We start from the raw sequence: 24784 nt of genomic DNA, 5'->3' as shown, positions 1-24784 counted from the left end.
TGCTACTCCGCCGCGCCCTTGAAGGCGCTCGCGCCGGTCTCGAACTGCAGCTTGGCCAGCCGCGCATAGATGCCGCCCTTGGCGACCAGGCTCTGGTGGGTGCCTTCCTCGACGATGCGGCCGCCTTCCATGACCAGGATCCGGTCGGCCTTCAGCACCGTCGCCAGCCGGTGCGCGATGACGATGGTGGTGCGGCCCTGCATCAGCCGCTCCAGCGCCGTCTGCACCAGCGTCTCGCTTTCGGCGTCGAGCGCCGAGGTCGCTTCGTCCAGCAACAGGATCGGTGCGTCGCGCAGGATGGCGCGGGCGATCGCCACGCGCTGGCGCTGACCGCCCGACAGCGTCACGCCGCGCTCGCCGACCTGGCTGTCATAGCCCTTTTCCAGCTTGAGGATGAATTCGTCGGCGAGTGCCGCCTTCGCCGCCGCCCCGATCTCGGCATCACTGGCGCCGGGCCGGCCGAAGCCGATATTGTCGCGCGCGCTGGCCGCGAAGATGGTGACGTCCTGCGGCACGATGGCGATGCGCTGCCTGATCGCCACCGGATCGGCCTCGCGCAGATCGACGCCGTCGATGACGATGCGGCCGGTCTCGGGATCGTAGAAGCGCAGGATCAGCGAAAACACCGTGCTCTTGCCAGCGCCGGAAGGGCCGACGATGGCCACTGTCTCGCCGGGCTTCACCTGGAAGCTGAGGCCATGCACCGCGGCGCGATCCGGCCGCGCCGGATAGGAGAAGGAGACGTCATCGAAGCTGATTGCGCCTTTCGCCTTTGCCGGCAGCGGCCGCGGATCGGCGGGCGGCTGGATCGCCGGCCGCTCGGCCAGGATCTCGGTCAGCCGTTCGGCCGCGCCAGCCGCCTGGGCGAGTTCGCCCCACACTTCCGACAGCGCGCCGAGCGCGCCGGCGGCGAACACCGAATAGAGCAGGAATTGGCCGAGCGTGCCCGGCGAGATCGCGCCGGAAAGCACGTCGCGCGAGCCGAACCAGAGCACCGCCACCACCGAGGAAAAGATCATGAAGATGGCGAAGAAGGTGAGGAAGGAGCGGGCAAAGACCGAGCTGCGCGCCGCCTCGAACGCGGCCTCCACGGCGCCGGAGAAGCGCCCCGTGACCAGCCTCTCGTTGGTGAAGGCCTGCAGCGTGCGCACCGCGCCGATCTGCTCGCTGGCATAGGCGGTGGCGTCGGCCAGCGTGTCCTGCGCCTGCCGCGACTTGCGCCTCACCGAACGGCCGAACGCGACCAGCGGCAGCACGATGAGCGGGATGGCGGCGATGACCAGGCCGGACAGTTTCGGGCTGGTGAACACCATCATCGCCACGGCGCCGAGACCGAGGATGACGTTGCGCAGCGCCACCGAGGCGGTGGCGCCGACCGCCGACTTCACCTGCGTGGTGTCGGCGGCGAGCCGCGACACGATCTCGCCCGACTGGGCCGTGTCGAAAAAGGCCGGCGACAGCGTCGTGACATGGGCGAAAACGTCGCGGCGGATGTCGGCGACGACACGCTCGCCGAGCGTGATGACGAAATAATAGCGGCTGGCCGAGGCCGCAGCCAGCAATGCAGCCATCACCACCAGCATGGCGAAATATTCAGCGATGAATTTGGAATCGGAGGCGGAAAACCCATGGTCGATCATGCGGCGCACGGCCATCGGCAAGGCCAGCGTCGTCGCTGCGGCCACGACCAGCGATATGATCGCGCCGATGACCATCTTGCGGTAGCGGAAGATGTAAGGATAAAGGCGCCTGAGCGGCCCGAGCGAGCGCCTGCGCCCGTCTTCCTCGCCGCTGATGTTCGCCATGACCGTTTCCTCTGGCCACCTTCGGTCATGCGCTTCGAATATGCGCGCGCCGCGGCCTTGTGATTCAATTCCGGCTGATGTATAGGCTCGCCGACCGTTTTAGAAGCCGTGGCTCCTCAATAGCTGCGGCTTCGAGTTTTAAAAAGGGGCGCATCGACGCAGGCCTTGGGCCCGTCAGTAGCGCCGGCAAGCCAGGAACAGAACCATGAAGACCAACATCCATCCCGATTACCACACCATCAAGGTCGTCATGACCGACGGCACCGAATACGTGACCCGTTCGACCTGGGGCAAGGAAGGCGATACGATGAACCTCGATATCGACCCGACCACGCACCCGGCCTGGACCGGCGGCCAGCAGACCCTGCTCGACCGCGGCGGCCGCCTGTCGAAGTTCAAGAAGCGCTTCGAAGGTTTCGGCCTTTAAGCCCATTCCGGCATTGTCGCAGATCAAAAACCCGCCCTCGAGGCGGGTTTTTTGTTGACCCGCAAGTCGCATGGTGGAACGCAATCCGTCAGGGAGGGTGCCATGTCTATTCTCAACGACGGGCGATGGTCCGTCCTCAAGGGCGGATACAAAGTCGTCTATGATCCGCGACCGGCCTTGCGCACGCTGGCCGTTCACTACAGCAGCAAGTCGGCATGGGACGAACTCTGGAACGAATTGCATCATCAGGGGGATGTCGGAGACGCGTCCTACGCCGCAGTCGTGGAAATCGTTCGCGTCTCGGAAGACCAAACTCCGGCCTATTGGGGTGCCTACGGCCTAGCCGCGACGATCGAGGAAGCCCGACTGCTCGATGACCGGAACCCACCGATCCCGGATTGGATCGAACCGCACTACAAAGCGGCTTGGCAGACACTTTTCCAGTTGGCGTTGCGTGATCTGGCAGTGCCGGGCGATGACGAGACCGTGACCTGCGCCTTGGCAGTCGTCGCGCTTCATCGAGGTCAGTTCAGCCTCGCCCGCATGGCGATGTGCACGGAAGACGAACGCGCCGAAATGCTCCGGGATTATCTCGGCCGCTAGAGCGCGCCCCTACTCGGCAAGCAGTTCCCTCAGCGCCATGCGCTTGTACGCCGCGACCAGCCTGTCGCCTTCCTGCCGGTCGACCGAGATCGCCAGCCGCATGGCGGCCTCGCCCATCTGCCAGACCAGGAACGCCGTCGTCTCCAGCGCCACCGGGTCGGCATCCGGCCGCAATCGCTTTAGCACCGCGACGAGGAATTCGGCATTGGCGCGGCTGTCGGCCAGTTCCAGCGCGCGCAGTGCCTTGTCGGCCTGCGTGCCCGACCAGATGTCGCGCATCACCGGCTCGGCCAGGAACAGCCGGTAATAGATATCGACCAGTTCCGAGAACGCCCGGCTGAGGCCCTCGGCGTCGCCGACATCCTTGAGCGCCGCGGCGATGCAGGCCTGGCTCTCGGCGGTGTAGCGTTCGGCCAGCGCCCAGACGATCGCCCGCTTGTCGGGGAAGAACTGGTAGAGCGAGCCGATCGACACGCCTGCCCGCTCCGCAACCTCGCCCATGCGCATCGCGTCGCTGCCCTGCTCCGCGATCAGCGCCGAGGCGGCGGCAAGCATGCGCTCGACCCGCTCGCGGCTGCGCTGCTGGGTCGGGGACCGGCGCGGCGACGCAATCTGCCCATCCTGCTGATGCGGCGCATCCCCCCTGCCTTCCATGGACCTCTCCGGAGCCTGCTTTCGACAAAATTGGCTTGACTCGCAAAATACGAGGGTTTATCACGTTTTGCAAATGTGAGGATTACTCACCTTTTTCAGAACGAGGAGATCGAGATGAATACGAAACCTGTTTTGATCCTGGGCGGCACCGGCAAGACCGGCCGGCGCCTGGCCGAACGGCTGACCGCCAAGAACATTCCTGTGCGGATCGGCTCCCGCGCAGGCACGCCGCCCTTCGACTGGCTGGACAAGGCAACATGGGGCCGGGCGCTCGAAGGTGTCGACGCCGTCTACATCAGCTACTATCCGGACATCGCCGTGCCGGGCGCCGCCGAAACCGTCGAGGCGTTTGCCCAGCTCGCTGTCGAATGCGGCGTCAAGCGGTTGGTGCTGCTCTCCGGCCGTGGCGAAACCGAAGCGCAGCGCGCCGAGGAGATGTTGAAGGCCTCGGGCGCCGACTGGACCATCCTGCGCTGCTCCTGGTTCTCGCAGAATTTCAGCGAGGGCTTCCTGGTCGAGTCCATTCTCGAAGGCGAGGTCGCCTTGCCGGTCGGCAATGTCGGGGAACCTTTCGTCGATGTCGACGACATCGCCGACGTCGCCGAAACCGTCCTGACGGAGCCGGGTCATATCGGCCAGCTTTACGAGCTCACCGGCCCACGCCTGCTGAGCTTTGCCGACGCCGTCACCGAGATCGGCAGGGCCACCGGCCGCGACATCCGCTACCGGCAGATCTCGCATGCCGAATTCACCGACGCGGTGGCGGCGCACAACCTGCCGCCGGAATTCGCCTGGCTGCTCGACGAGCTCTTCACGAAGGTGCTCGACGGGCGCAACGAGACGTTGACAGACGGCGTGCAGCGCGCGCTCGGCCGCCAGCCGAAGGACTTTTCCGCCTACGCAACCGAAACCGCCGCAACCGGCATCTGGAGCAAGTGAGATGACCAAGCTTCTTCCCACCCTAACCTTCATTGCGGCCATCGGCTCGGGCGTCGTCGGCGGCGTGTTCTTCGCCTTCTCCAACTTCGTCATGGCGGCGCTTGCCCGGCTGCCCGTCCCAAGCGGCATCGCCGCAATGAACTCGATCAACATCACGGTGATCACCCCAACCTTCATGACGGCGCTTTTCGGCACCGGCCTGCTCTGTCTGGTGCTTATCGCCGCCGCCATCATGGGCTGGAGCCAGTCCGGCTCGTACTGGCTGCTTGCCGGGGCGGTGCTCTACCTGATCGGCAACCCGATCGTGACCATGGTCTTCAACGTGCCGCTCAACGATGCGCTCGCCGCCGTCGACCCGGCCAGCAGCAATGGCGCCGCTGTGTGGGCGAACCATCTGAGCCAATGGGTGATGTGGAACCACGTCCGCACCGTCACCGCCATCGTGGCGATGGCCTGCTTTATCTTCGCACTGCTCTGAAAGGGATATGGCAGTGAAGCTGTGTTGAGATTCAGGTCAGGCCGAGCCGAAGACGGTGATTTCCGAGAACCGGAGCGGAGCGTACTTAAAGTACGTGAGCACCGGAAGCGCAGGAAAGCAGCGTTTGCAGGCCGGCCTCACCTGAATATCAATGCAGCTTAGCCTTTGCGGTCGGCATGGCCGAGATCGCGGTCCGGATCGATGACGTCGCGCACCAGTTGCTTGAGCTTCGCCGCATCCGGAAAGCCGCCGTCGCGCTTGCGCTCCCAGACCAGCGTGTCGTTGCAGGAAATGCTGAAGACGCCGCCGGTGCCCGGCACCAGCGTCACTTCACCGAGATCGGTGCCGAAGGTGGACAAGAGCTCCTGCGCCATCCAGCCGGCACGCAGCAGCCACTGGCACTGCGTGCAATAGGTGATGCGGATGGTGGGCAGCGGTGCTTCGCTCATGTCGCGTAGGTTTAGGCCGCGCTGAGCTTGGCCATGGTCTCGTCGTCGACCTCGAAGTTGGCGTAGACGCTCTGCACGTCGTCGTCATCCTCGAGCGTGGCGACCAGCTTCATCAGCGACTGCGCGCGTTCCTCGTCGACCGGAACGTTGTTCTGCGGCTGCCAGATCGGCTTCACCGATTCCGCTTCGCCGAGCGAGGCTTCGAGCGCCTTCGACACATCGCCGAGATTCTCGAAGGTGCAGTAGATGGTGTGGCCTTCCTCGTCAGATTCCACGTCGTCCGCGCCGGCCTCGATCGCCGCTTCCATGACCTTGTCGGCGTCGCCGGCCGCAGCCCGGTAATAGATCTCGCCGACCCGGTTCCACATGAACGACACCGAGCCGGTTTCGCCGAGCGCGCCGCCGGCCTTGGTGAAGGCCGCGCGCACGTTGGAGGCCGAACGGTTGCGATTGTCGGTCAGCGCCTCGACGATCAGCGCCACGCCGCCCGGGCCGTAGCCCTCGTAGCGAACCGCCTCGTAGTTTTCGCCATCGCCGGCCGAAGCCTTGTTGATAGCGCGCTGGATGTTGTCCTTCGGCATCGACACGGCCTTGGCGTTCTGCACGGCAAGGCGCAGCCGCGGGTTCATCGCCGGATCCGGCGTGCCGGTCTTGGCCGCGACGGTGATTTCGCGCGCCAGCTTGGAAAACATTTTCGACCGCACCGCATCCTGGCGGCCCTTGCGGTGCATGATGTTCTTGAACTGTGAATGGCCAGCCATGGCACCCCTGTCGTGTTCGGCTAGAGCATTCTGAGGCCAGGTGCAGTCACCTTGCTCTTGGCAAAATGCTCGAATTCAAAATATCAGAGCGTCCCCAGTATCCCTGCAAGGCATACGGCGCTCTTTCGGAATGGCCGGCTTATAGATAAATCGGCTCAATTCGTCCAGCCGCGCGTGGTATCGGACGCGCGAGGGATCTGCCGTGGGCCTCGGAGGCGATGACGAAGGGCGCTTCGCGTCAATGCCCTTCGCCGGACCTTGCCTTCCTGCGCCGCCGCGCCAGCATGTTGAGGCCCTCGACCAGCGCCGAAAAGCCCATCGCCGCGTAGATGTAGCCCTTGGGCACGTGATAGCCCATGCCGTCGGCAATCAGCGTCATGCCGATCATCAGCAGGAAGCCCAGCGCCAGCATGACGATGCTGGGGTTCTTGGCGATGAAATCGGCAAGCGGCCCGGCCGCCAGCATCATCACGCTCACCGCGACGATGACAGCGATGTACATGATGGCGATCTCGTCGGTCATGCCGACGGCGGTGATGATCGAATCGATCGAGAAGACGAGGTCGAGCAACAGGATCTGGAAGATGGCGCCGGCGAGCGATATCTGCAGCGTCTCGCCGAGCATCGTGTCCTTGTGGTCCTCGGGATCGACGGTGTGGTGGATTTCCTTGGTCGCCTTCCAGACCAGGAACAGGCCGCCGGCGATCAGGATCAGGTCGCGCCAGGAAAAGCCGTGGCCGAGCGCGGTGAACACCGGCGTCGTCAGCTGGACGATGATCGAGATGGTGGCAAGCAGCACCAGCCGCATGATCAGCGCCGCCGAGATGCCGAGCCGGCGGGCGCGGGCGCGCTGCGCCTGCGGCAGCTTGTTGGTGAGGATCGAGATGAAGATCAGATTGTCGATGCCGAGCACGACCTCCAATACCACGAGTGTCAGCAGCGCCACCCAGGCGGTCGGGTCGGAGACAAAGGCAAAGTGCGGCGCCAGGAATTCGATGAGCTGCATGGAGGTCGTCCCCTCTACGATCTGAAGCAGGTGTCGCCGCCAGTTAGGTACTGACGCCGCTCATATCAATGTCACGACCAGAAGGACGGAGCGGTTTCCTCCAGCCTGGGCCCGCGACGAAACGGCGCGATTTTTTCGGCCAGCCCGGTGCGATCGGAAATCTCGACGCCGACGCCGCAGAGCGTCGCCGGGCCGTTCGCCGCCTCGAAGCGGCCTTTCGGCACTTTCGACAGGAAGCGGTTGAGCGGCTCCTCCTTGTCCATGCCGAGCGAGGAATCATAGTCGCCGCACATGCCGGCGTCCGACATGTAGCCGGTGCCACCATTGAGGATCTGGTGATCCGCGGTCGGCTGATGCGTATGGGTGCCGACGACAAGGCTGGCTCGGCCATCGACGAAGTGCGCGAAGCACATCTTTTCCGACGTTGCCTCGGCGTGGAAGTCGATGACGACCGCATCGGCCTGCTCGCCAAGCGGGCAGGCCGCAAGCTCGCGCTCGCCGGCCTGGAACGGGTCGTCGAGCTCGGGGTGCATGAAGACGCGCCCCATGATGTTGGCGACCAGCACCCGCGCGCCGTTCCTGGCGATGTAGACGCCGGAACCGCGCCCCGGCGTGCCCTTGGGGAAATTGGAGGGGCGCAGGAAACGCTCCTCACGCGGGGCGAATACCAGCGCGTCGCGCTGGTCCCAGACATGGTTGCCGGTGGTCACGACATCGGCGCCGGCAGCGAGCGTCTCGCGGAAGATCTCCTCAGTGATGCCGAAGCCGCCGGCAGCGTTCTCGCCGTTGACGATCACGAAGTCGAGCTTGAAGTCGGAAATCAGGCCCGGCAGTTGCTCCCACACCGCCGTGCGTCCAGTTTTTCCGACCATGTCGCCGAGGAAAAGAAGTCTCATACGATCCCGCGCTGAAAGTCCGCCAAGCAAAAGCTGCATGACTTTCCGCAAAAGATCATGCGTTCTCAGACGCTTTTCTACAATTCCGGCGTGAACCGGCGCAACCCGCTCTCGGTGAGTATTTCCGCGATGATCACATCATGGTTCTCATCCGGCACCTGCGCCACCTCCTGGCAGTCGAAGGCAATGCCGATAAGCCTGGGTGTCAGCCCCTTTTCGACGAGCTTGGCGATGGCCCGGTCGTAATAGCCGGCGCCGTAGCCGATGCGGTGGCCGCGCGCGTCGAAAGCGGCGAGCGGTATCAGCATCACCGAGGGGTCTAGCACAGGCGCTTCCTCATGCGGACCGACCGTGCCGAAGCCCATCTCGACCAGCGGCGTGCCGCGCACCAGCTCGCGAAAGACGATTGTCGTCTTGTCGAGGATGGCAGGCAGGCAGAGTCGCGCGCCCTTTTCGCGCAACACCAGCATCAGCGGCCGCACGTCGACCTCGGAGCGCATCGGCCAGAAGCCGGAGATGATCTGTCCCGGCTCGACCGCGATCTGGTCGCGCGCCGTCTCGGCCATTTCGAGCGCAATCTCCACGCGCCAGAATTCGTCCAGCGCGTCGCGTCGCGCCAGCGCTTCCTTGCGCAGATGTTTTTTCAGGTCTTTGGGAGATGTCATGCGCAAACGCTAGAAAAGGTCAGATTTGGATGGAGTTTTGGAAGCGACGTTTTCTAACACATCATCCACGGGGCGTGGATTCCTTGCAGTCAGGTGACGATCCACACAACCGGTGGAGAAGTCGATCCCGGGTGCCTACAAAGTAGGTGGGCGCCGTGTGAGAAAACCCACGGGTCTTCCCAGGGACAGCTCCCTAAGGATCGTTAAGGCCCCGGGGAAAAGTGTCTCCTGCCGGGAAGCGCAGACCGCCAAGACCAATATAGGCCGATGGCTGCCCGAGCGCCAGAGAAACGGGAATCCAATTGCCCTTTTCGCGCAACGCTTGGCCATCGAGCCCAGTGCGGGCCTTGCGGCGCTGCCCTGCCTTGCGCTGTCGAGGTTGCCTCCTTACGGTCGGCCCGAACGAACCAGGGAGCAAAGATGCGTTTCGAAGGCACCGCGGCCTATGTCGCCGACAAGGATCTGATGGTTGCGGTCAACGCGGCGATCGCTTTGGAGCGGCCCTTGCTGGTCAAAGGCGAGCCCGGCACCGGCAAGACCGAGCTGGCCCGCCAGGTGGCGGCGGCGCTCGGGCTGGACTTCATCGAATGGAACGTCAAGTCGACCACCAAGGCGCAGCAGGGCCTCTACGAATATGACGCCGTCTCGCGCCTGCGCGACAGCCAGCTCGGCGACGACCGCTTCAACGACATCAGGAATTACATCAAGCGCGGCAAGCTTTGGGATGCGTTCGCCGCACCGAGGAAGGTCGTGCTTCTGATCGACGAGATCGACAAGGCCGACATCGAGTTCCCCAACGACCTGCTGCAGGAACTCGACCGGATGGAGTTCTTCGTCTACGAGACCGGGGAGACGATCCGCGCGGCGCTCAGGCCGATCGTCATCATCACCTCCAACAACGAGAAGGAACTGCCGGACGCCTTCCTGCGCCGCTGCTTCTTCCACTACATCCGCTTCCCCGACATCGAGACGCTGCATCGCATCGTCGACGTCCACTACCCCGGCATCAAGCAGAACCTGGTGCGGGCAGCCCTCACCCAGTTCTACGAGATCCGCGACGTTCCGGGATTGAAGAAGAAGCCGTCGACCTCCGAGGCGCTCGACTGGATCCGCCTGCTGGTTGCCGACGACATCGCGCCCGAGGACCTGCGCGCCGACCCCAAGAACATGCTGCCGAGGCTGCATGGCGCGCTGTTGAAGAACGAACAGGACGTGCACCTGTTCGAGCGCCTGGCCTTTATGGCGAGACGGCAGGGCTAGGTGTCAAAAGAACACGCAGAGATAGATATTTCCATTACACGCTGGGTCGATGACGAGCCGCAGCCCGGAATCATCGAATTTGAATTCGATGATCGATTTGGCCGCAAATGGAAATTCCATGAAAAACAAGCCCTTGTCTCGGGCGAATGGCTGGATGCCAAAAGCACATATCCGCGTAAAGGTGGCCTGCGCTGTCTGGTGTTGTCCCGGTCCTGTGATGAGGAAGGGCGATTGATTGCGGAGGTCGACACAGATGACGGCTGGTTGGTAGAATCCCTTGAGGGTACCTGTCGGTTTGAAGTCTTGGCGAGCCAGCTTCTTTCGGGCGATCAATCTGACTAGACCAGGATCAGACGGTCGTGTGCACGTGGACTGTTGCGTGACCGATGGGCCTTGTTGATGTTGGCGCGAAACGAGGAGAGCATCCAATGTCCGAAATCAGCATCCGCCCGCTCGCCCAGTCCGACCACGCCGACTGGCGGCGGCTGTGGACCGCATACCTCACCTTCTACGAAACCAGGCTGCCCGACGAGGTCTACGACGTCACCTGGAAGCGCCTGTTCACGGAAGGCGAATTCGAGCCGAAGGGTTTCATCGCCACGCTCGATGGCAAGGCGGTGGGCCTTACCCACTATCTCTACCACCGCTCCTGCTGGTCGCTGGTCAACAACTGCTATCTGCAGGACCTGTTCGCCGATCCGGACGTGCGCGGCAAGGGCGTCGGAGCAGCGCTGATCAAAGCGGTGCAGGACGAGGCCGGCAAGATCGGCGTGAAGAACGTCTACTGGATGACGCACGAGACCAATGCTACGGCGCGCAAGCTCTACGACTACGTCGCGCGGCGGACCGGCTTCATCGAGTACGATCTGCTATAAAGGAGCCCATGTTCATCCCCTTCTTCCTCGAACTGAAGGCCGCGCAGGTTCCCGTTTCGCTGCGGGAATATCTGTCGCTTCTGGAAGGACTGGAAGCCGGGCTGGTCGATTATGACGTCGAGGGCTTTTATTACCTCGCCCGCTCGGCCCTGGTGAAGGACGAGAGGCACATCGACCGCTTCGATCAGGTCTTTGCGCACGTCTTCAAAGGTGTCGAGGCTTCCGCCGGGCCAGATGCCGTCGACGTCGCCAACATCCCCGAGGAGTGGCTGCGGCGGCTTGCCGAAAAGCATCTGACCGATGAGGAGAAGAAGCTGGTCGAGGCGCTTGGCGGCTTCGACAAGCTGATGGAGACGCTGAAGCAGCGGCTGGAGGAGCAGAACGGCCGGCATCAGGGCGGTTCGAAATGGATCGGCACCGGCGGCACCTCGCCCTTCGGCGCGTACGGCTACAATCCGGAAGGCGTGCGCATCGGCCAGCACGAGAGCCGGCACCGCCGCGCGGTAAAAGTCTGGGACCAGCGCGAGTTCAGGAACTTCGAGGACGCGGTCGAACTCGGCACCCGCAACATCAAGGTGGCGTTGAAGCGGCTGCGCCGCTGGGTGCGCGAGGGCGCCGAGGAGGAGTTCGACCTGCCCGGCACCATCCATGCCACCGCCGAACACGGTTATCTCGACGTCAAGACGCGGCCTGAGCGGCGCAACGCCGTGAAGCTTTTGATGTTTTTCGATGTCGGCGGCTCGATGGACGACCACATCAGGAGTGTCGAGGAGCTGTTTTCGGCCGCCCGCGCCGAATTCCGCCAGCTCGAATATTTCTACTTCCACAATTGCCTTTACGAGGGCGTGTGGAAGGACAATCGCCGCCGCCTTGCCGAGACGATCCCGACCTTCGACCTGCTTCACAAATACGGGCCCGACTACAAGGTGATCGTCGTCGGCGACGCCTCGATGAGCCCGTATGAGGTCGCCCATCCCGGCGGCTCGGTCGAGCACTGGAACCCGGAGGCCGGCAGCGTCTGGCTCGGCCGCCTGCTGCAGCAATGGCCAAATGCCATATGGTTGAACCCGGAGAACCAGAAGAACTGGGGTTACACCCATTCGATCCAGTTGATCCGCGACATCTTCGGCGGCCGCATGTTTCCGCTGACGCTTGCGGGGCTCGAGGCCGCGACGAAACAGCTTTCAAGGAAACATTGATTTTCTGGCTGGGCGGCTGAGATTCAGGTCAGGCCGAGCCGGAGTCGAATACGGACGCAAAGCGACCAAACTGGGTGGCGTCCGAGAACCGGAGCGCAGCGTACTTGCGGCACGTGAGCACCGGAAGCGCAGGACGCCGCCATTTGCAGGCCGGCCTCACCTGAATATCGCTGTAACAAATGCCTATGTTGGTGCGAATATAGCTTGCATCCAACAACGAGCCGCCAAGGCCGAGGAGATCTTCATGGACACCCACGCCTACCCCGTCACCCGCACCGATGCCGAATGGCGCGCCCGGCTGACGCCCGAGCAATATGCCGTCATGCGCAACCATGGCACCGAGCGTCCCGGCAGCTGCGCCCTGCTTTATGAGAAGCGCGCCGGCACGTTTTCCTGCGTCGGCTGCGACCAGCCGCTGTTCGAATCCAAGCTGAAGTTCGAGAGCGGCACCGGCTGGCCGAGCTTCAATGATCCGGTGCCGGGCTCGGTCGAGACGACGGTCGACCGCAGCTACGGCATGGTGCGGACCGAATGCCATTGCGCCCGCTGCGGCAGCCATCTCGGCCATGTCTTCGATGACGGCCCGCCGCCGACCGGCCTGCGCTACTGCATCAATGGCGTGGCGCTGAAATTCGAGCCGGCCGCCTGAGCGACCGTGCCGACTTCATCGACTGCGAAGGGCGGCTCCGGCCGCCCTTTTTCGTTTCAAGCCACGACCGTCGCAATCAGCCACAGCGCGGAGCCGAGCATCATCAGCGACGCCTTGCCGCCACCGGATTTCTCGGCGGTTCGCCAGACGGCGAAGGTCAGGAAGAGACTGTAGGGCACCGGCGCGAAATGCACGGCCAGAACCAGCCAGAGCGGCAGCTTCAGCCCGAGCAGGATGAGCGCCAGCGCCGACGATGCGATGTTGATGGCCGTGCCGACAACGACCATGTCGCGCCAGAACAGCAGGTCGAGCGGCACCTTGCCCTGCCAGCGCGAGCGGAGGAAGCCGGCTGAGCAGCCGCCCTCGCCGGACGCCTTGCCGGCCTGATGCGATTCGTCCATCGGTTGGGCTCCGCTAGCGATCATGCCGCTTCGAAAATGCCGGAGCCTGCCGTCAAAGCAAGCCCCCGCAACATGTGACGCGAATATGACATGGAAATCTGGCATCAATGCTCAAATGGGCCGGAAACCTGTGTTCCGCATCGCAACCAAGTCATTTTGCAGCGCCAGCATGGAGGAGTTCAAAATGAGCGATCATGTCTACAATGTACTTTTTCTCTGCAATGCGAACTCGGCCCGGTCGATCATGGGAGAGGCCATCCTGAACCGCGTCGGCGCTGGGCGTTTCAAAGGTTATTCTGCCGGCTCGCAGCCGAAGGGAACGGTCAACCCCTATGCACTGCAACTGCTGGAAAGCCTGAAATACGACACATCCTTCGCCCGCTCGAAAGGCTGGGAGGAGTTTTCCGGACCTGGCGCGCCGGAGATGAACTTCGTCTTCACCGTCTGCGACAACACCGCGAATGAAAGCTGTCCGATCTGGCCCGGCCATCCGATGACCGCGCTTTGGGCGGTGCCGGACCCCGCCAAGGCATCCGGCACCGAGGCCGAGCAGCATCTCGCCTTCGCCGAAGCCTATCGCATGCTGAACAACCGCATCGCGGTGTTCACCAACCTGCCGATGGGTTCGCTCGACAAGCTGGCGCTGCAGCAGCATCTGGACGAAATCGGCCGCGACGGGTCCAGGCCGAATTGAAGAGCAGGCAGGTTGGGCGGGCGAACGACCCGTCGGGCCTAAGGCCGGGTTTCCCCCAGCACCGCGACGACAGCCCGCTCGAAGCGCGTACATTCCGTCACCAGCCAGTCGGCCATCGCCGGCCAATTGTCCTCGGCATAGCAATTCACCCGCCACAGCGAATTGATGCCGAGGCCTTGCGAACTCTGATCCGGCCGGAGCTGCAGCCGCTCCTCGATCGCCGGCTGGAACGGCTTCAGCCGGGACCAGGACTCGGTGGCGCCGAACTTCTCGTTGCGGCCGAAGAAGACGCCGACATGGTTCTGCGCCGGCGCGACATACATGGAAAGGACCAGTCCGAAATCCGGCAGCCCGCGCTGCCAGAACCAGGGCCCGCGGCGCGCCAGCGAGGTCCTTTCCTCAGGATGCCGCTCGGCGAACAGCGACCAAAAGCCGCGTTGGCGGAATTCCGAGGCGCGGCGGCCGCCAAAGTCGAATTCGCTCATGGTTCGATGCTCGCTGCAGCCCCCAAAACAAAGAGATAGATCGCTTCAGCGTTTCCGTGAAGCCGCTGGGCGAACGGGTGCAAGGCCCGGCCGCCAGGCGAACCAGGTCAACGATCCTCGCGGTGAGGGAGTTCGGGCTGCTCCGCACGCTATCGCGCGCGAGAACGCCTCCCGGACTGAAGCCAGGAAGGTACGGAGCGAGGTTTCAAAACGCCTCGCCCATCTCGGGGGAAGAATTACGGGAGCAAACCGGGCGCGGTTCTCAGACCATGCCGAGGGCGGCCTTGTAGAGGTCGAGAATGGACTCTTCCTCCTGGCGCTCCGCCTGGTCCTTCTTGCGCAGCCGGATGATGGTGCGGATCGCCTTGGTGTCGAAGCCGGTGCCCTTGGCTTCGGCGAACACGTCCTTGATGTCGTCGGAAATCGTCTTCTTCTCTTCCTCGAGCCGCTCGATGCGCTCGATGAAGGCACGCAGCTGGCCGGCGGCAACAGTCTGGCTGGTCTCGGTGATGTCGTCGGCCATTTTTCTCTCCGCGTCGTTGGCTACCGGCGACTCGCAAAAGTCGGCCGGCAAATTGGAGCGGGTTCGATGCCCGAGCAGGCGCGTTGGGTCAAGACATTATCGGTGCGGCATGAACGGCTGCCGTCAGCCGGCCTTCACGCACCGATCTTGCCGTCAGTTGAAAGCGATCAGCAGATCCTTGGCATCGATCTGGTCGCCGGCCTTGACCAGCACTTCGGCGACCACGCCGTCGCGCTCGGCATGCAGCGCCGTCTCCATCTTCATCGCCTCGATCGACAGCAGCACGTCCCCAGCCTTGACCGCCTGGCCGGCGGCGACGGCAAGCGCGGAGACCACGCCCGGCATCGGCGCCCCGACATGCGCCTCGTTGCCCGGCTCCGCTTTGCGCCGCGCCTTGGCGGCCGACGCCCCATGCGCGCGGTCCGGCACCTTGACGCGCCGCGGCTGGCCGTTGAGCTCGAAGAACACGGTGACCATGCCCTTCTCGTCGACGTCGCCGATGGCAAGGCAGCGCACCACCAGCGTCTTGCCCTTCTCGATGTCGACGAAGATCTCGTCTTCCGACTTCATGCCGTAGAAATAGGTCGGCGTCGGCAGCACGCTGACCGGCCCATAGGTTTCCTGCGCCGCAGCGAAGTCGGTGAAGACCTTCGGATACATCAGCCACGAGGCGAACTCGAACTCGCTGAGCTTGCGCTCCAGCTTCTGCTCGATGTCCTTGCGGCTGGCCTTGAGGTCGGCGGCTTTCAGCAGCGAGCCTGGCCGCACGGTGATCGGCTTGTCGCCCTTCAGCGCCTTCTTCTGCAGCGCCGGCGGCCAGCCGCCGGGCGACTGGCCGAGATCGCCGCGCAGCATCGAGACCACCGAATCGGGGAAGGCGATGTCGCGCGCCGGGTTCTCGACATCGGCGACGGTGAGATCCTGGCTTATCATCATCAGCGCCATGTCGCCGACGACCTTGGAGGACGGCGTCACCTTGACGATATCGCCGAACATCAGGTTGACGTCGTGATAGGCCTGCGCCACCTCGTGCCAGCGTGTTTCAAGACCCAGCGAGCGCGCCTGTTCCTTGAGGTTGGTGAACTGCCCGCCGGGCATTTCGTGCAGATAGACCTCCGACGCCGGCCCCTTGAGATCGCTCTCGAAGGCCGCGTACTGGTTGCGCACCGCTTCCCAGTAGAACGAGATCTTGCGGATCCATTGCGGGTCTAGCCCGGGATCGCGCTCGGTGCCCTTCAGCGCCTCGACGATCGAGCCGAGGCAGGGCTGCGAGGTGTTGCCGGAGAAGGAATCCATCGCCGCGTCGACCGCGTCGACGCCGGTCTCCACCGCCGCCAGCACCGTCGCCGCCGACAGGCCGGACGTATCGTGCGTATGGAAATGGATCGGCAGGTCGGTTGCCTCGCGCAGCGCCTTGAATAGCGCGCGCGCCGCTGATGGCTTGAGCAGCCCGGCCATGTCCTTGACGGCGATGATATGGGCGCCTGCGGCCTCGAGTTCCTTCGCCAGCCCGACATAGTATTTGAGGTCGTATTTGGCCCGCGCCGGATCGAGTATATCGCCGGTATAGCACATCGCCGCTTCGATCAGCTTGCCCTCGGCGCCGACCGCATCCATGGCGACGCGCATGTTCTCGACCCAGTTCAGACAGTCGAAGACGCGGAACAGATCGACGCCGCCGTCCGCTGCCTGCTTGACGAAATGCTGCACGACATTGTCGGGATAGTTGGTGTAGCCGACGCCATTGGCGCCGCGCAAAAGCATCTGCAGCAAAAGGTTGGGCGCGGCCTCGCGCACTTTGCCCAGCCGCTCCCACGGATCCTCGGTGAGGAAGCGCATGGCGACGTCGAAGGTCGCGCCGCCCCAGCATTCGAGCGACAGCAGCTGCGGCAGCGCCCGCGCATAGGTGCCGGCGATGCCGGCGATGTCATGCGTGCGCATGCGGGTGGCAAGCAGCGACTGGTGCCCGTCGCGCATCGTCGTGTCGGTGACCAGCACCTCTTTCTGCGCACGCATCCAGGCGGCGAATTTTTCCGGACCGAGCGCGTCGAGCTTCTGCTTGCTGCCGTCCGGCACCTTGCCGTTGAGATAGGGCACCACGGGTGCCGCCGCGTCTGCCTTGGGCATCGGCCGGCCGCGCGTCTCGGGATGGCCGTTGACGCTGACGTCGGCGAGGTAGTTGAGCAGCTTGGTGGCACGGTCCTGCCGCTTCACCTGCTGGAACAGCTCCGGCGTCGTGTCGATGAACTTGGTCGTGTAGGAATTGTCGGCGAAGCTCGGGTGATTGATGATCGCTTCGAGGAAGGTCAGGTTGGTCGCCACGCCGCGGATGCGGAACTCGCGCAGCGCCCGGTTCATGCGCGCGATCGTCTCGGCCGGCGTCGGCGCCCAGGCCGTCACCTTCTCCAGCAGCGGATCGTAGAAGCGGGTGATGACGGCGCCCGAATAGGCGGTGCCGCCGTCGAGCCGGATGCCGAAGCCGGTCGCGCCGCGATAGGCGGTGATGCGGCCGTAGTCCGGGATGAAATTGTGCTCCGGATCCTCGGTGGTGATGCGGCACTGCAGCGCGTGGCCGTTCAGCCTGATGTCCTTTTGCGCCGGCACGCCCGATTCCGGCGTGCCGATGGCGAAGCCGTCGAGGATGTGGATCTGCGCTTTGACAATGTCGATGCCGGTCACCATTTCGGTGACGGTGTGCTCGACCTGGATGCGCGGATTGACCTCGATGAAGTAGAACTTGCCGGTGTCGGCGTCCTGCAGGAACTCGACCGTGCCGGCGCCGATGTAGCTGGTCTCGTTCGCGATCTTCAGCGCATAGCCGCACAGCTCCTGGCGCAGCGCCTCGCTGAGATAGGGCGCCGGCGCGCGCTCGACGACCTTCTGGTTGCGCCGCTGGATCGAGCAGTCGCGTTCGAACAGATGCACGGCATTGCCATGCGTGTCGCCCAGCACCTGCACCTCGACATGGCGGGCGCGCTCGATCAGCTTTTCGAGATAGACCTCGTCCTTGCCAAAGGCGGCCTTGGCCTCGCGCTTGCCTTCCATCACCTCGCGGGCAAGGTCGACTTCGGCGCGGATGGCGCGCATGCCGCGGCCGCCGCCTCCCCATGATGCCTTCAGCATCACCGGATAGCCGATGCCTTTGGCGAGTTCCTTGACCGCCTCCATGTCGTCCGGCAGCGGATCGGTGGCGGGCACGACGGGCACGCCGACCTCGATCGCCAGGTTGCGCGCCGCGACCTTGTTGCCGAGCCGCCGCATCGTCTCCGGCTTCGGGCCGATGAAGGTGATGCCGGCGGTGGCGCAAGCTTCGGCGAACTCCGGGCTTTCCGACAAAAGGCCATAGCCGGGATGGATGGCGTCGGCGCCCGACAGCCTGGCGACGCGGATCACCTCGTCGATCGACAGATAGCTCTCGATCGGCCCCATGTCCTTGGCCAGGTGTGGTCCGCGCCCGACCTGGTAGCTTTCGTCGGCCTTGAAGCGATGCAGCGAATACTTGTCCTCCTCGGCCCAGATCGCCACGGTTTTGAGGCCCAGCTCATTGGCCGCGCGAAAGACGCGGATGGCGATTTCGGACCGGTTGGCGACGAGGATCTTCGTGATTGCCAAGGACAGGGCTCCAGGGACGGAGAGGATGGGGGCTGGCGCAATGATTAGCGTGAAAATGCTGCAGTGCAAACGGATTCGCGCGACATCTAAACCGATTTAAATGGTTTGTTCGCGCCAGAGCCTCCGATCGGGGCATGAAAGGCCCATAAAACAAAAATGCCCGGCGCTTTCGCGCCGGGCATTTCCGGATTTCAGACGTTCGTCGGCTTATTGCTCGAAGTAGGTGTACTTGCCGTCGTCACCCTTCTTCCAGGTGTACAGCACGTAGTCGGGACGCGTGATGTCGCCCTTGGCGTCATAGCCGATGTCGCCGATCGCGGTCTTCCACGGGCCGCTCTTCTTGATCTCATCCGCAACCTTCTGCGCGTCGTCGGCGGAGCCAACCTTGGCGGCGGCGGCGGCGACGATCTGCAGAGCGGCATAGGAGTAGAGCGTGTAGGCTTCAGGCTCGAAACCGGCGGCGCGGAACTTCTCGACGAGTTCCTTGGCGTTCGGGTTCTTGCGCGGATCCGGAGCGAACGTCATCAGCGTGCCGTTGACGGCGTCGCCGGCGATCGAGGCCAGTTCGTTCGACACGATGCCGTCGCCCGACATGAACTGGGCCTTGAGGCCCTGGTCGGCGAGCTGGCGCATGATCAGGCCGGCTTCGGTGTGCAGGCCGCCGTAATAGACGACGGAGACGCCGGCTTCCTTCATCTTGGCGATGAGGGCCGAGAAGTCCTTGTCGCCGACATTGATGCCTTCATACAGGGCTTCGGTGACGCCGTTGCCGTTGAGCGCCTTCTTGGTTTCGTCGGCGAGGCCCTGGCCGTAAGGCGTCTTGTCGTGGATAACGGCGATCTTGGCGTCCTTGAAATTCTTGGCCAGATAGTCGCCGGCGACCTTACCCTGCTGGTCGTCGCGTCCGCAGGTGCGGAACGTGTTCCACAGGCCGCGCTCGGTCAGCTGCGGGTTGGTTGCCGAAGGCGTGATGACCAGGATGCCGTTCTCGGCATAGACTTCCGAGGCCGGGATGGTGACGCCCGAGTTGAAGTGACCGACAACGTACTTGACGCCGTCGGCGACGAACTTGTTGGCGACCGAGATGCCCTGCTTCGGATCCGACACGTCGTCGCCGATCTCGAGCTTGATCTGCTGGCCGTTGATGCCGCCCGCCGCGTTGATGTCGGCGGCGGCCTGCTCGGCGCCCTTCTGCAACTGCGCGCCAAAGGCGGCGTTCGGGCCGGTGATCGGACCGGCGACGCCGATCAGGATGTCAGCCCACGCGCTACCGCTGAACGCGACGAGCGCGGTCAGAGCCACGGCGGACAAGAGTGACTTTTTCATATAAACGCTCCCATTTACGGAGTGGGCGTGGATGATACTTTCATGCGATGCCCACCCTTATCGCAGAAAGCATAGTTTGCCGATTTTCAGGCACTTGTCACGCCGTTTCATCCCCGAGGCGGCGTTAATCATGAACCTCAGCCTTTCGGCTTCCAGCTCAAAAGCGAGGCTCTTTCGTAGAGCCAATTATACTGCGTAACCATCTGGTTGGTGCGCGTGTATTGATAGCCGAGGAAGCCCAGTATCATCAGCACGATGGTGTCGACGATGTAGTAATGCAGCGAGAACATCGTGCCGCCGAATAGCGCGTGATGGATGAACCTGATGCCGATACCGAGTCCGAGCATGTAGAGGAAGAGCTGGACGAAGCTGCGCCATGTCTGAGCGCTCGCCTTGCCGGTCATCCACGCGGCCCAGCCACCGAGCAGGCAGGTGACGAAGAAGAACTGCCAGATCGAGGGTTCCTCATAGAGAATGCCCTGCATGATGAAGTCTCCCTAGCATGATCCCGAAAAGCTGCCGACCTTTCGGACCAAGATCATGCGACAAACAAACAACTTGGAGCGGAATAGCGGATGCACGCATCCCGTTCCAAACTCAGTGGTGGCCGCCTTCGAGATAGGCGGCGCGCACTTCCGGATTGGCGAGCAGTTCCTTGCCGGAGCCGCTCATCGTCACATTGCCGTTAACCATGACGTAGCCACGATTGGCGAGCTTCAGCGCGCCGAAAGCGTTCTGCTCGACCAGGAACACGGTCAACCCCTGGGTGCGGTTCAGCTCGCGGATGGCGTCGAAGATCTGCTTGACGATCAGCGGCGCCAAGCCCAGCGACGGCTCGTCGAGCAGAAGCAGCTTCGGCCGCGCCATCAGCGCGCGCCCGATCGACAGCATCTGCTGTTCGCCGCCCGACAGCGTGCCGCCGCGCTGGGCGATGCGCTCCTTCAGCCGCGGGAACAGCGTGAACACCTTCTCGACGTCCTCGTCATAGTATTTGAGGTTGTCGAGGCTGGCGCCCATCTGCAGGTTTTCCATCACCGTCATGCGCGGGAAGATGCGGCGTCCCTCCGGCGACTGCGCGATGCGCATGCGGGCGATCTCGTGGGTCGGCATCTGGGTGATGTCGGTGCCGGCGAAGGTGATGGTGCCCGCCCGTGCCCGTGGAGCGCCGAAGATGGTCATCATCAGCGTCGACTTGCCGGCGCCGTTGGCGCCGATCAGAGCGACCACCTCGCCTTCGTTGACCTGCACATTGACGCCGTTCAGCGCCCGGATGTTGCCGTAGTAGGTCTCGACGCCCTTGATGTCGAGCAGCGTTGTGCCGGCCATTACTTACGTCCTCCGCGCGGCTTGGCTGTCGGGGATTTTCCGGCCGGCTTGGCGGTGGCCCGCTCGGACGGCTTTCTCGGCGCGTTGGCCTTTGCATCGACCTGGGCTGCCTTGGAGGCGCCCTTCGACACCGTCACGCGCTCGCCCTCGCTGTGGCCGATCGTGTCGGTCACCGGGCCGGCCATCATCGACGACGACATGTCGGACCCGTGCGCCTTGTCGGGGCCGGTGTCCAACTGCTCGATGACGTCCTCGTCGCCGACCTCGGTCAGCACCGTCTCGACCTCCTCGTCGTCGACGCCGAGATAGGCGGCGATGACGCGCGGGTCGGTCCTGACCGAGTGCGGATTGCCGTCCGAGATCTTGCGGCCATATTCGAGCACCACGACGTGATCGGAGATCTGCATGACCACCGACATGTCGTGCTCGATCAGCAGGATCGAAGTGCTCTTCTTGATGTCCATCAAGAGCTCGTTGAGCGCCGCCGATTCCTTCGGATTGAGGCCGGCGGCCGGCTCGTCGAGGCACAGAAGCTCAGGCCCCGTGCACATGGCGCGGGCGATCTCCAGGCGCCGCTGCGCGCCATAGGGCAGGTCGCCGGCCGGATCGTCGGCGCGGTCGACCAGGTTGGCCTTCTCCAGCCAGTGCTTGGCCAGGTCGATCGATTCGGCCGACGCCTTGCGATAGCTCGAGAAGCCGAACAAGCCGAGCATCGTATAGCCCGACGCCTTCATCAGCTTGTTGTGCTGGGCGACCAGCAGGTTCTCCAGCAATGTCATGCCCGAGAACAGGCGGATGTTCTGGAAGGTGCGCGCCACCTTGGCGCGCGCCGGGATCTCGTGGTTCGGCAGGCGTTCGAGCAGGTAGCTCGAGCCGTCGCTGCGGTTCAGCGTGATCATACCTTCCGACGGCTTGTAGAAGCCGGTGATGCAATTGAACACCGTGGTCTTGCCGGCGCCGTTGGGGCCGATCAGCGCGGTGATCTCGCCGCGCCTGGCCTGGAAGGACAGGTCGCCAATAGCGACCAGGCCGCCGAACTTCATCGACAGATGCTCGACCTGCAGGATGAACTCGTTCGAGGAAGGGGTCGCGTTCATCAGCCGTGGCCCTCCTTCGTGAAGGAGCCTGAGACCGCTCTTCGCTCCTTGAGGAAGGCCGTCGGCTCGCGGCTGCCGACGAAGCCGCGCGGCTTCCACAGCATGACGACGACCATGGCTATGCCGAACAGAAGCATGCGGTAGAGCTCCGGGGTGAAGTCGGGGCCGAACACCGCCTTGAGGAAGCTCAGCTCGCGCAGGATTTCCGTGCCGCCGATCATCACCAGCGCCGCAACCGCGATGCCGCCAAGCGAGCCCATGCCGCCGAGCACGACAATGGCGAGGATGATCGCCGACTCCAGGAAGACGAAGGATTCCGGGCTGACGAAGCCTTGCCGTGCGGCGAAGAACGAGCCGGCGAAGCCGCCGAACATGGCGCCGGTGGCAAAGGCGGTCAGCTTGGTGGTGGTGGTGTTGATGCCGAGCGAGCGGCAGGCGATCTCATCCTCACGCAGTGCTTCCCAGGCCCGGCCGACCGGCAGCCGACGCAGCCTGATGGTGACGAAGGCGGTGAGGAAGCAGAGCCCCAGGATCAGGTAATAGAGGAAAATCTTGTAATAGGCGCCCGACTGGGCGATGCCGAGAACCTTGGCGATGTAGTTGGGGTCCGAGACATTGAACGACATCAACCCGAAGAAGCTGACCTTCGGGATACCGGAAATGCCGGCCGAGCCGTTGGTCACTTCGCGCCAGTTGATGATCACCAACCGAATGATCTCGCCGAAGGCCAGCGTCACGATCGCCAGATAGTCGCCGCGCAGGCGCAGCACCGGAAAGCCGAGCATGACGCCCCAGAACGCAGCCATCATGCCGGCGGCCGGCAACAGGATCCAGAACGACAGGCCGAAATGCGTGCCGAGCAGTGCGTAGGCGTAGGCACCGACCGCATAGAAGGCGACATAGCCGAGGTCGAGCAGGCCGGCCAGCCCGATGACGATGTTCAGCCCCCAGGCCAGCATCACATAGATCAGGATCTGGATGCCGAAATTGTCGACCCATTTCAGCGAGCCCTGGAAGCCGAACAACAGCACGATTGCCACCGGATACAGCAGCAGCACTGCGGCGCCGATCGAGTTGAAGTTGCGGCGCAAGAAGCCGGGCTCGGCGACGGCCGCGGGAGCCTTTGCCTTTTCAGCCTTGGCCCGCTCCATCGCCGGCTGGGCGAAGCCGACGTAGAGGAAACGCCCGCCGGCCGTGAGGATCACCACCACGGCAAGCAGGCCCCAGCGCTGCACCAGGATCAGCTCGTTGGAGATGTTCTGATCGGTCTTGAGACCGATGAACAGCACGAACAGACCGAGCGCGATGGCGCCGGCATAGAGCGCCTCGCGAAAAGCGCGCTGGACAGGGTTGGCGACGACGTCGCGCTCCGGAGACACGGTAACCGCCATGAACTCAGACCTTTTCGACTTCTGGCCGGCCCAGGATGCCGGAAGGCAGGAAGATCAGCACGATCGCCAGGATGGAGAAGGCGGCGACGTCCTTGTAGTCGATGGAGAAATAGGCCGACCACATGCTCTCGATGAAGCCGATCAACAACCCGCCGAGCACGGCACCGGGCAGTGAGCCGATGCCGCCGAGCACGGCGGCGGTGAAGGCCTTCACGCCGGGCGTGAAGCCGTCCGAGAACACCACCACGCCGTAGTACATCAGGAACAGCGTGCCGGCGACGGCGGCAAGGGCTGCGCCCATGATGAAGGTGATCGAAATGGTACGGTCGACGTCAATGCCGAGCAGCGCCGCCATCTTGCGGTCCTGCTCGCAGGCGCGCTGCGCTCGACCAAGCGCTGTCCTGTTGACCAGATACCAGAAGATCGCCAGCAGGATCGCGGTGACCAGCACGATGATGATCTGCTTCAGCGACACGCTGACGCCACTGATCGTGTAGACCTGGGATACCATCGGCGGCACCGGCTTGTTGCGCGGGCCCTGCGTCACCTGGACGAAATTGGACAGCGCGATCGACATGCCGATGGCGGTGATCAGCGGCGCCAGCCGGAACGAACCGCGCAGCGGCCGGTAGGCCACCTTTTCGATCGTCCAGTTGTAGAGGCTGGTGAGCAGCATCGCCACGATCATCATGATTAGCAGGGCGATGACGATCGGCACGGAATAGAACAGCGCGCCGAGGATGAGGAAGACGATGAGGGCGGTGAAGGCCCCGACCATGAAAATGTCGCCATGGGCGAAATTGATCATGCCGATGATGCCGTAGACCATCGTGTAGCCGATTGCGATCAGCCCATAGATCGATCCCAGCGTCAGCCCGTTTATAAGCTGCTGGACAAAGTATTGCATACTGCCGTGGCTCCCCTGGAATGTCGCCCGGTTCCCGGTCGCATTCCTTTTCGTATTTCCCCTAGTCGTAAAGTTTCGAGCCCGGATTGCAACGTGATTTTTTCAACCGCCTCGCGTGTTTTGGAAGCACGCCGTTCGATTGCCCGTTTTTTGCACCCGGCCTCTGGACTATCGCGGACCCTAACATTGGCATAACGCAATGTCTTTGACGATTCAGCCGCATGATGCGCGTCGTTTCGAAGAAATCACCGTCAAAATTAGGTGATGAGAAGATTTCTTGCGCCGGCGAAGGTGACCCGTTTTGCGCTCCCACGCTTTCCGCCGGGTCGGGATTCTTCTTGTGTGACGCCTGTATG

At 63.5% G+C, this 24784-nt stretch carries 26 protein-coding genes, 1 other RNA gene and 1 pseudogene; 10 read left to right on the top strand and 18 right to left on the bottom strand.

Annotation, left to right across the window (positions count from 1 at the left end; all coding sequences use genetic code 11):
• Positions 1-2: 2 nt before the first annotated feature.
• The gene (locus JG743_RS05970; RefSeq protein ID WP_202298904.1) at positions 3-1805 is read right to left on the bottom strand and encodes an ABC transporter transmembrane domain-containing protein; all 1803 of its coding nucleotides are present in this window, start codon (positions 1803-1805) and stop codon (positions 3-5) included.
• A 205-nt stretch (positions 1806-2010) separates the two neighbouring features.
• Here JG743_RS05970 and rpmE point away from each other — a divergent pair, with 205 nt between their 5' ends.
• Together rpmE and JG743_RS05960 are read left to right on the top strand one after the other, a co-directional pair.
• Entirely contained in the window at positions 2011-2232 is a 222-nt protein-coding gene (rpmE, locus tag JG743_RS05965) for a 50S ribosomal protein L31 (protein WP_202298903.1), read from the top strand.
• Positions 2233-2334: 102 nt separating this feature from the next.
• A complete protein-coding gene (locus JG743_RS05960; protein WP_202298902.1) occupies positions 2335-2835 on the top strand; it encodes a hypothetical protein in 501 nt (166 codons plus the stop codon).
• A gap of 9 nt (positions 2836-2844) precedes the next feature.
• Here JG743_RS05960 and JG743_RS05955 read toward each other — a convergent pair whose 3' ends face one another.
• A complete protein-coding gene (locus tag JG743_RS05955; RefSeq protein WP_202298901.1) occupies positions 2845-3489 on the bottom strand; it encodes a TetR/AcrR family transcriptional regulator in 645 nt (214 codons plus the stop codon).
• 114 nt (positions 3490-3603) lie between these two features.
• Here JG743_RS05955 and JG743_RS05950 point away from each other — a divergent pair, with 114 nt between their 5' ends.
• Both JG743_RS05950 and JG743_RS05945 read left to right on the top strand, forming a co-directional pair.
• Positions 3604-4428 (top strand): NAD(P)H-binding protein, encoded by an 825-nt coding sequence (locus JG743_RS05950; protein ID WP_202298900.1) that lies wholly within the window; start codon positions 3604-3606, stop codon positions 4426-4428.
• Between the two features lies 1 nt (position 4429).
• A complete protein-coding gene (locus JG743_RS05945; protein ID WP_202298899.1) occupies positions 4430-4906 on the top strand; it encodes an anthrone oxygenase family protein in 477 nt (158 codons plus the stop codon).
• Between the two features lie 158 nt (positions 4907-5064).
• Here JG743_RS05945 and JG743_RS05940 read toward each other — a convergent pair whose 3' ends face one another.
• The 6 genes from JG743_RS05940 to ssrS all read right to left on the bottom strand — a co-directional run bounded on the left by JG743_RS05940 (position 5065) and on the right by ssrS (position 8933).
• A complete protein-coding gene (locus tag JG743_RS05940) occupies positions 5065-5355 on the bottom strand; it encodes a SelT/SelW/SelH family protein (protein WP_202298898.1) in 291 nt (96 codons plus the stop codon).
• An 11-nt stretch (positions 5356-5366) separates the two neighbouring features.
• Complete coding sequence (locus JG743_RS05935; RefSeq protein ID WP_202298897.1) at positions 5367-6116, bottom strand: YebC/PmpR family DNA-binding transcriptional regulator; 750 nt, start codon at positions 6114-6116, stop codon at positions 5367-5369.
• A gap of 238 nt (positions 6117-6354) precedes the next feature.
• Positions 6355-7122, bottom strand: a complete 768-nt coding sequence (locus JG743_RS05930) for a TerC family protein (protein ID WP_202298896.1) — start codon at positions 7120-7122, stop codon at positions 6355-6357.
• A gap of 71 nt (positions 7123-7193) precedes the next feature.
• Positions 7194-8018: a TIGR00282 family metallophosphoesterase gene (locus JG743_RS05925; RefSeq protein WP_202298895.1), complete on the bottom strand. Its 825-nt coding sequence runs from the start codon at positions 8016-8018 to the stop codon at positions 7194-7196.
• A gap of 77 nt (positions 8019-8095) precedes the next feature.
• A complete protein-coding gene (locus JG743_RS05920) occupies positions 8096-8683 on the bottom strand; it encodes a 5-formyltetrahydrofolate cyclo-ligase (protein ID WP_202298894.1) in 588 nt (195 codons plus the stop codon).
• Positions 8684-8777: 94 nt separating this feature from the next.
• A non-coding RNA gene (ssrS, locus tag JG743_RS05915) (6S RNA) lies at positions 8778-8933 on the bottom strand.
• A gap of 170 nt (positions 8934-9103) precedes the next feature.
• Here ssrS and JG743_RS05910 point away from each other — a divergent pair.
• From JG743_RS05910 to msrB, 5 genes are all read left to right on the top strand, one after another.
• Positions 9104-9943, top strand: a complete 840-nt coding sequence (locus JG743_RS05910; protein ID WP_202298893.1) for an AAA family ATPase — start codon at positions 9104-9106, stop codon at positions 9941-9943.
• Positions 9944-10285 carry a hypothetical protein gene (locus JG743_RS05905; RefSeq protein ID WP_202298892.1) on the top strand — a complete coding sequence of 114 codons (342 nt, stop codon included), beginning with the start codon at positions 9944-9946 and terminating at the stop codon, positions 10283-10285. It abuts the gene before it with no gap.
• A gap of 86 nt (positions 10286-10371) precedes the next feature.
• A complete protein-coding gene (locus tag JG743_RS05900; protein WP_202298891.1) occupies positions 10372-10818 on the top strand; it encodes a GNAT family N-acetyltransferase in 447 nt (148 codons plus the stop codon).
• A gap of 8 nt (positions 10819-10826) precedes the next feature.
• Positions 10827-12017 (top strand): vWA domain-containing protein, encoded by a 1191-nt coding sequence (locus JG743_RS05895; protein ID WP_202298890.1) that lies wholly within the window; start codon positions 10827-10829, stop codon positions 12015-12017.
• Positions 12018-12261: 244 nt separating this feature from the next.
• Positions 12262-12666, top strand: a complete 405-nt coding sequence (gene msrB / locus JG743_RS05890) for a peptide-methionine (R)-S-oxide reductase MsrB (protein ID WP_202298889.1) — start codon at positions 12262-12264, stop codon at positions 12664-12666.
• A gap of 56 nt (positions 12667-12722) precedes the next feature.
• On the opposite strand, the gene JG743_RS05885 is transcribed toward msrB, so the two are convergent.
• Positions 12723-13067, bottom strand: coding sequence for a hypothetical protein (locus JG743_RS05885; protein ID WP_202298888.1), 345 nt, complete (start codon positions 13065-13067; stop codon positions 12723-12725).
• Positions 13068-13251: 184 nt separating this feature from the next.
• Here JG743_RS05885 and JG743_RS05880 point away from each other — a divergent pair, with 184 nt between their 5' ends.
• On the top strand, positions 13252-13761 hold the full coding sequence (locus tag JG743_RS05880) for an arsenate reductase ArsC (protein WP_202298887.1): 510 nt from the start codon (positions 13252-13254) through the stop codon (positions 13759-13761).
• A 38-nt stretch (positions 13762-13799) separates the two neighbouring features.
• Here JG743_RS05880 and JG743_RS05875 read toward each other — a convergent pair whose 3' ends face one another.
• From JG743_RS05875 to JG743_RS05835, 9 genes and pseudogenes are all read right to left on the bottom strand, one after another.
• Entirely contained in the window at positions 13800-14246 is a 447-nt protein-coding gene (locus JG743_RS05875) for a hypothetical protein (RefSeq protein WP_202298886.1), read from the bottom strand.
• Between the two features lie 262 nt (positions 14247-14508).
• Positions 14509-14769: a DUF2312 domain-containing protein gene (locus JG743_RS05870; protein WP_140538106.1), complete on the bottom strand. Its 261-nt coding sequence runs from the start codon at positions 14767-14769 to the stop codon at positions 14509-14511.
• A 153-nt stretch (positions 14770-14922) separates the two neighbouring features.
• Positions 14923-18381, bottom strand: coding sequence for a pyruvate carboxylase (gene pyc, locus JG743_RS05865; RefSeq protein ID WP_202298885.1), 3459 nt, complete (start codon positions 18379-18381; stop codon positions 14923-14925).
• Between the two features lie 207 nt (positions 18382-18588).
• On the bottom strand, positions 18589-19707 hold the full coding sequence (locus tag JG743_RS05860; protein ID WP_127282964.1) for a branched-chain amino acid ABC transporter substrate-binding protein: 1119 nt from the start codon (positions 19705-19707) through the stop codon (positions 18589-18591).
• Between the two features lie 137 nt (positions 19708-19844).
• A complete protein-coding gene (locus tag JG743_RS05855) occupies positions 19845-20192 on the bottom strand; it encodes a DUF6867 family protein (RefSeq protein WP_202298884.1) in 348 nt (115 codons plus the stop codon).
• A 112-nt stretch (positions 20193-20304) separates the two neighbouring features.
• On the bottom strand, positions 20305-21033 hold the full coding sequence (locus JG743_RS05850; RefSeq protein ID WP_202298883.1) for an ABC transporter ATP-binding protein: 729 nt from the start codon (positions 21031-21033) through the stop codon (positions 20305-20307).
• Positions 21034-21050: 17 nt separating this feature from the next.
• Positions 21051-22130: pseudogene (locus tag JG743_RS05845) on the bottom strand (ABC transporter ATP-binding protein); the annotation flags it as partial.
• Positions 22130-23521, bottom strand: a complete 1392-nt coding sequence (livM, locus tag JG743_RS05840; protein WP_202298881.1) for a high-affinity branched-chain amino acid ABC transporter permease LivM — start codon at positions 23519-23521, stop codon at positions 22130-22132. The gene livM and the pseudogene JG743_RS05845, both read right to left, overlap by 1 nt.
• A 4-nt stretch (positions 23522-23525) precedes the next feature.
• A complete protein-coding gene (locus tag JG743_RS05835) occupies positions 23526-24428 on the bottom strand; it encodes a branched-chain amino acid ABC transporter permease (RefSeq protein WP_202298880.1) in 903 nt (300 codons plus the stop codon).
• Between the last annotated feature and the right edge of the window lie 356 nt (positions 24429-24784).

This window comes from Mesorhizobium sp. 131-2-1 (assembly GCF_016756535.1).
Lineage (GTDB): Bacteria > Pseudomonadota > Alphaproteobacteria > Rhizobiales > Rhizobiaceae > Mesorhizobium.
This window is presented reverse-complemented; position numbering and strand designations above follow the sequence as displayed.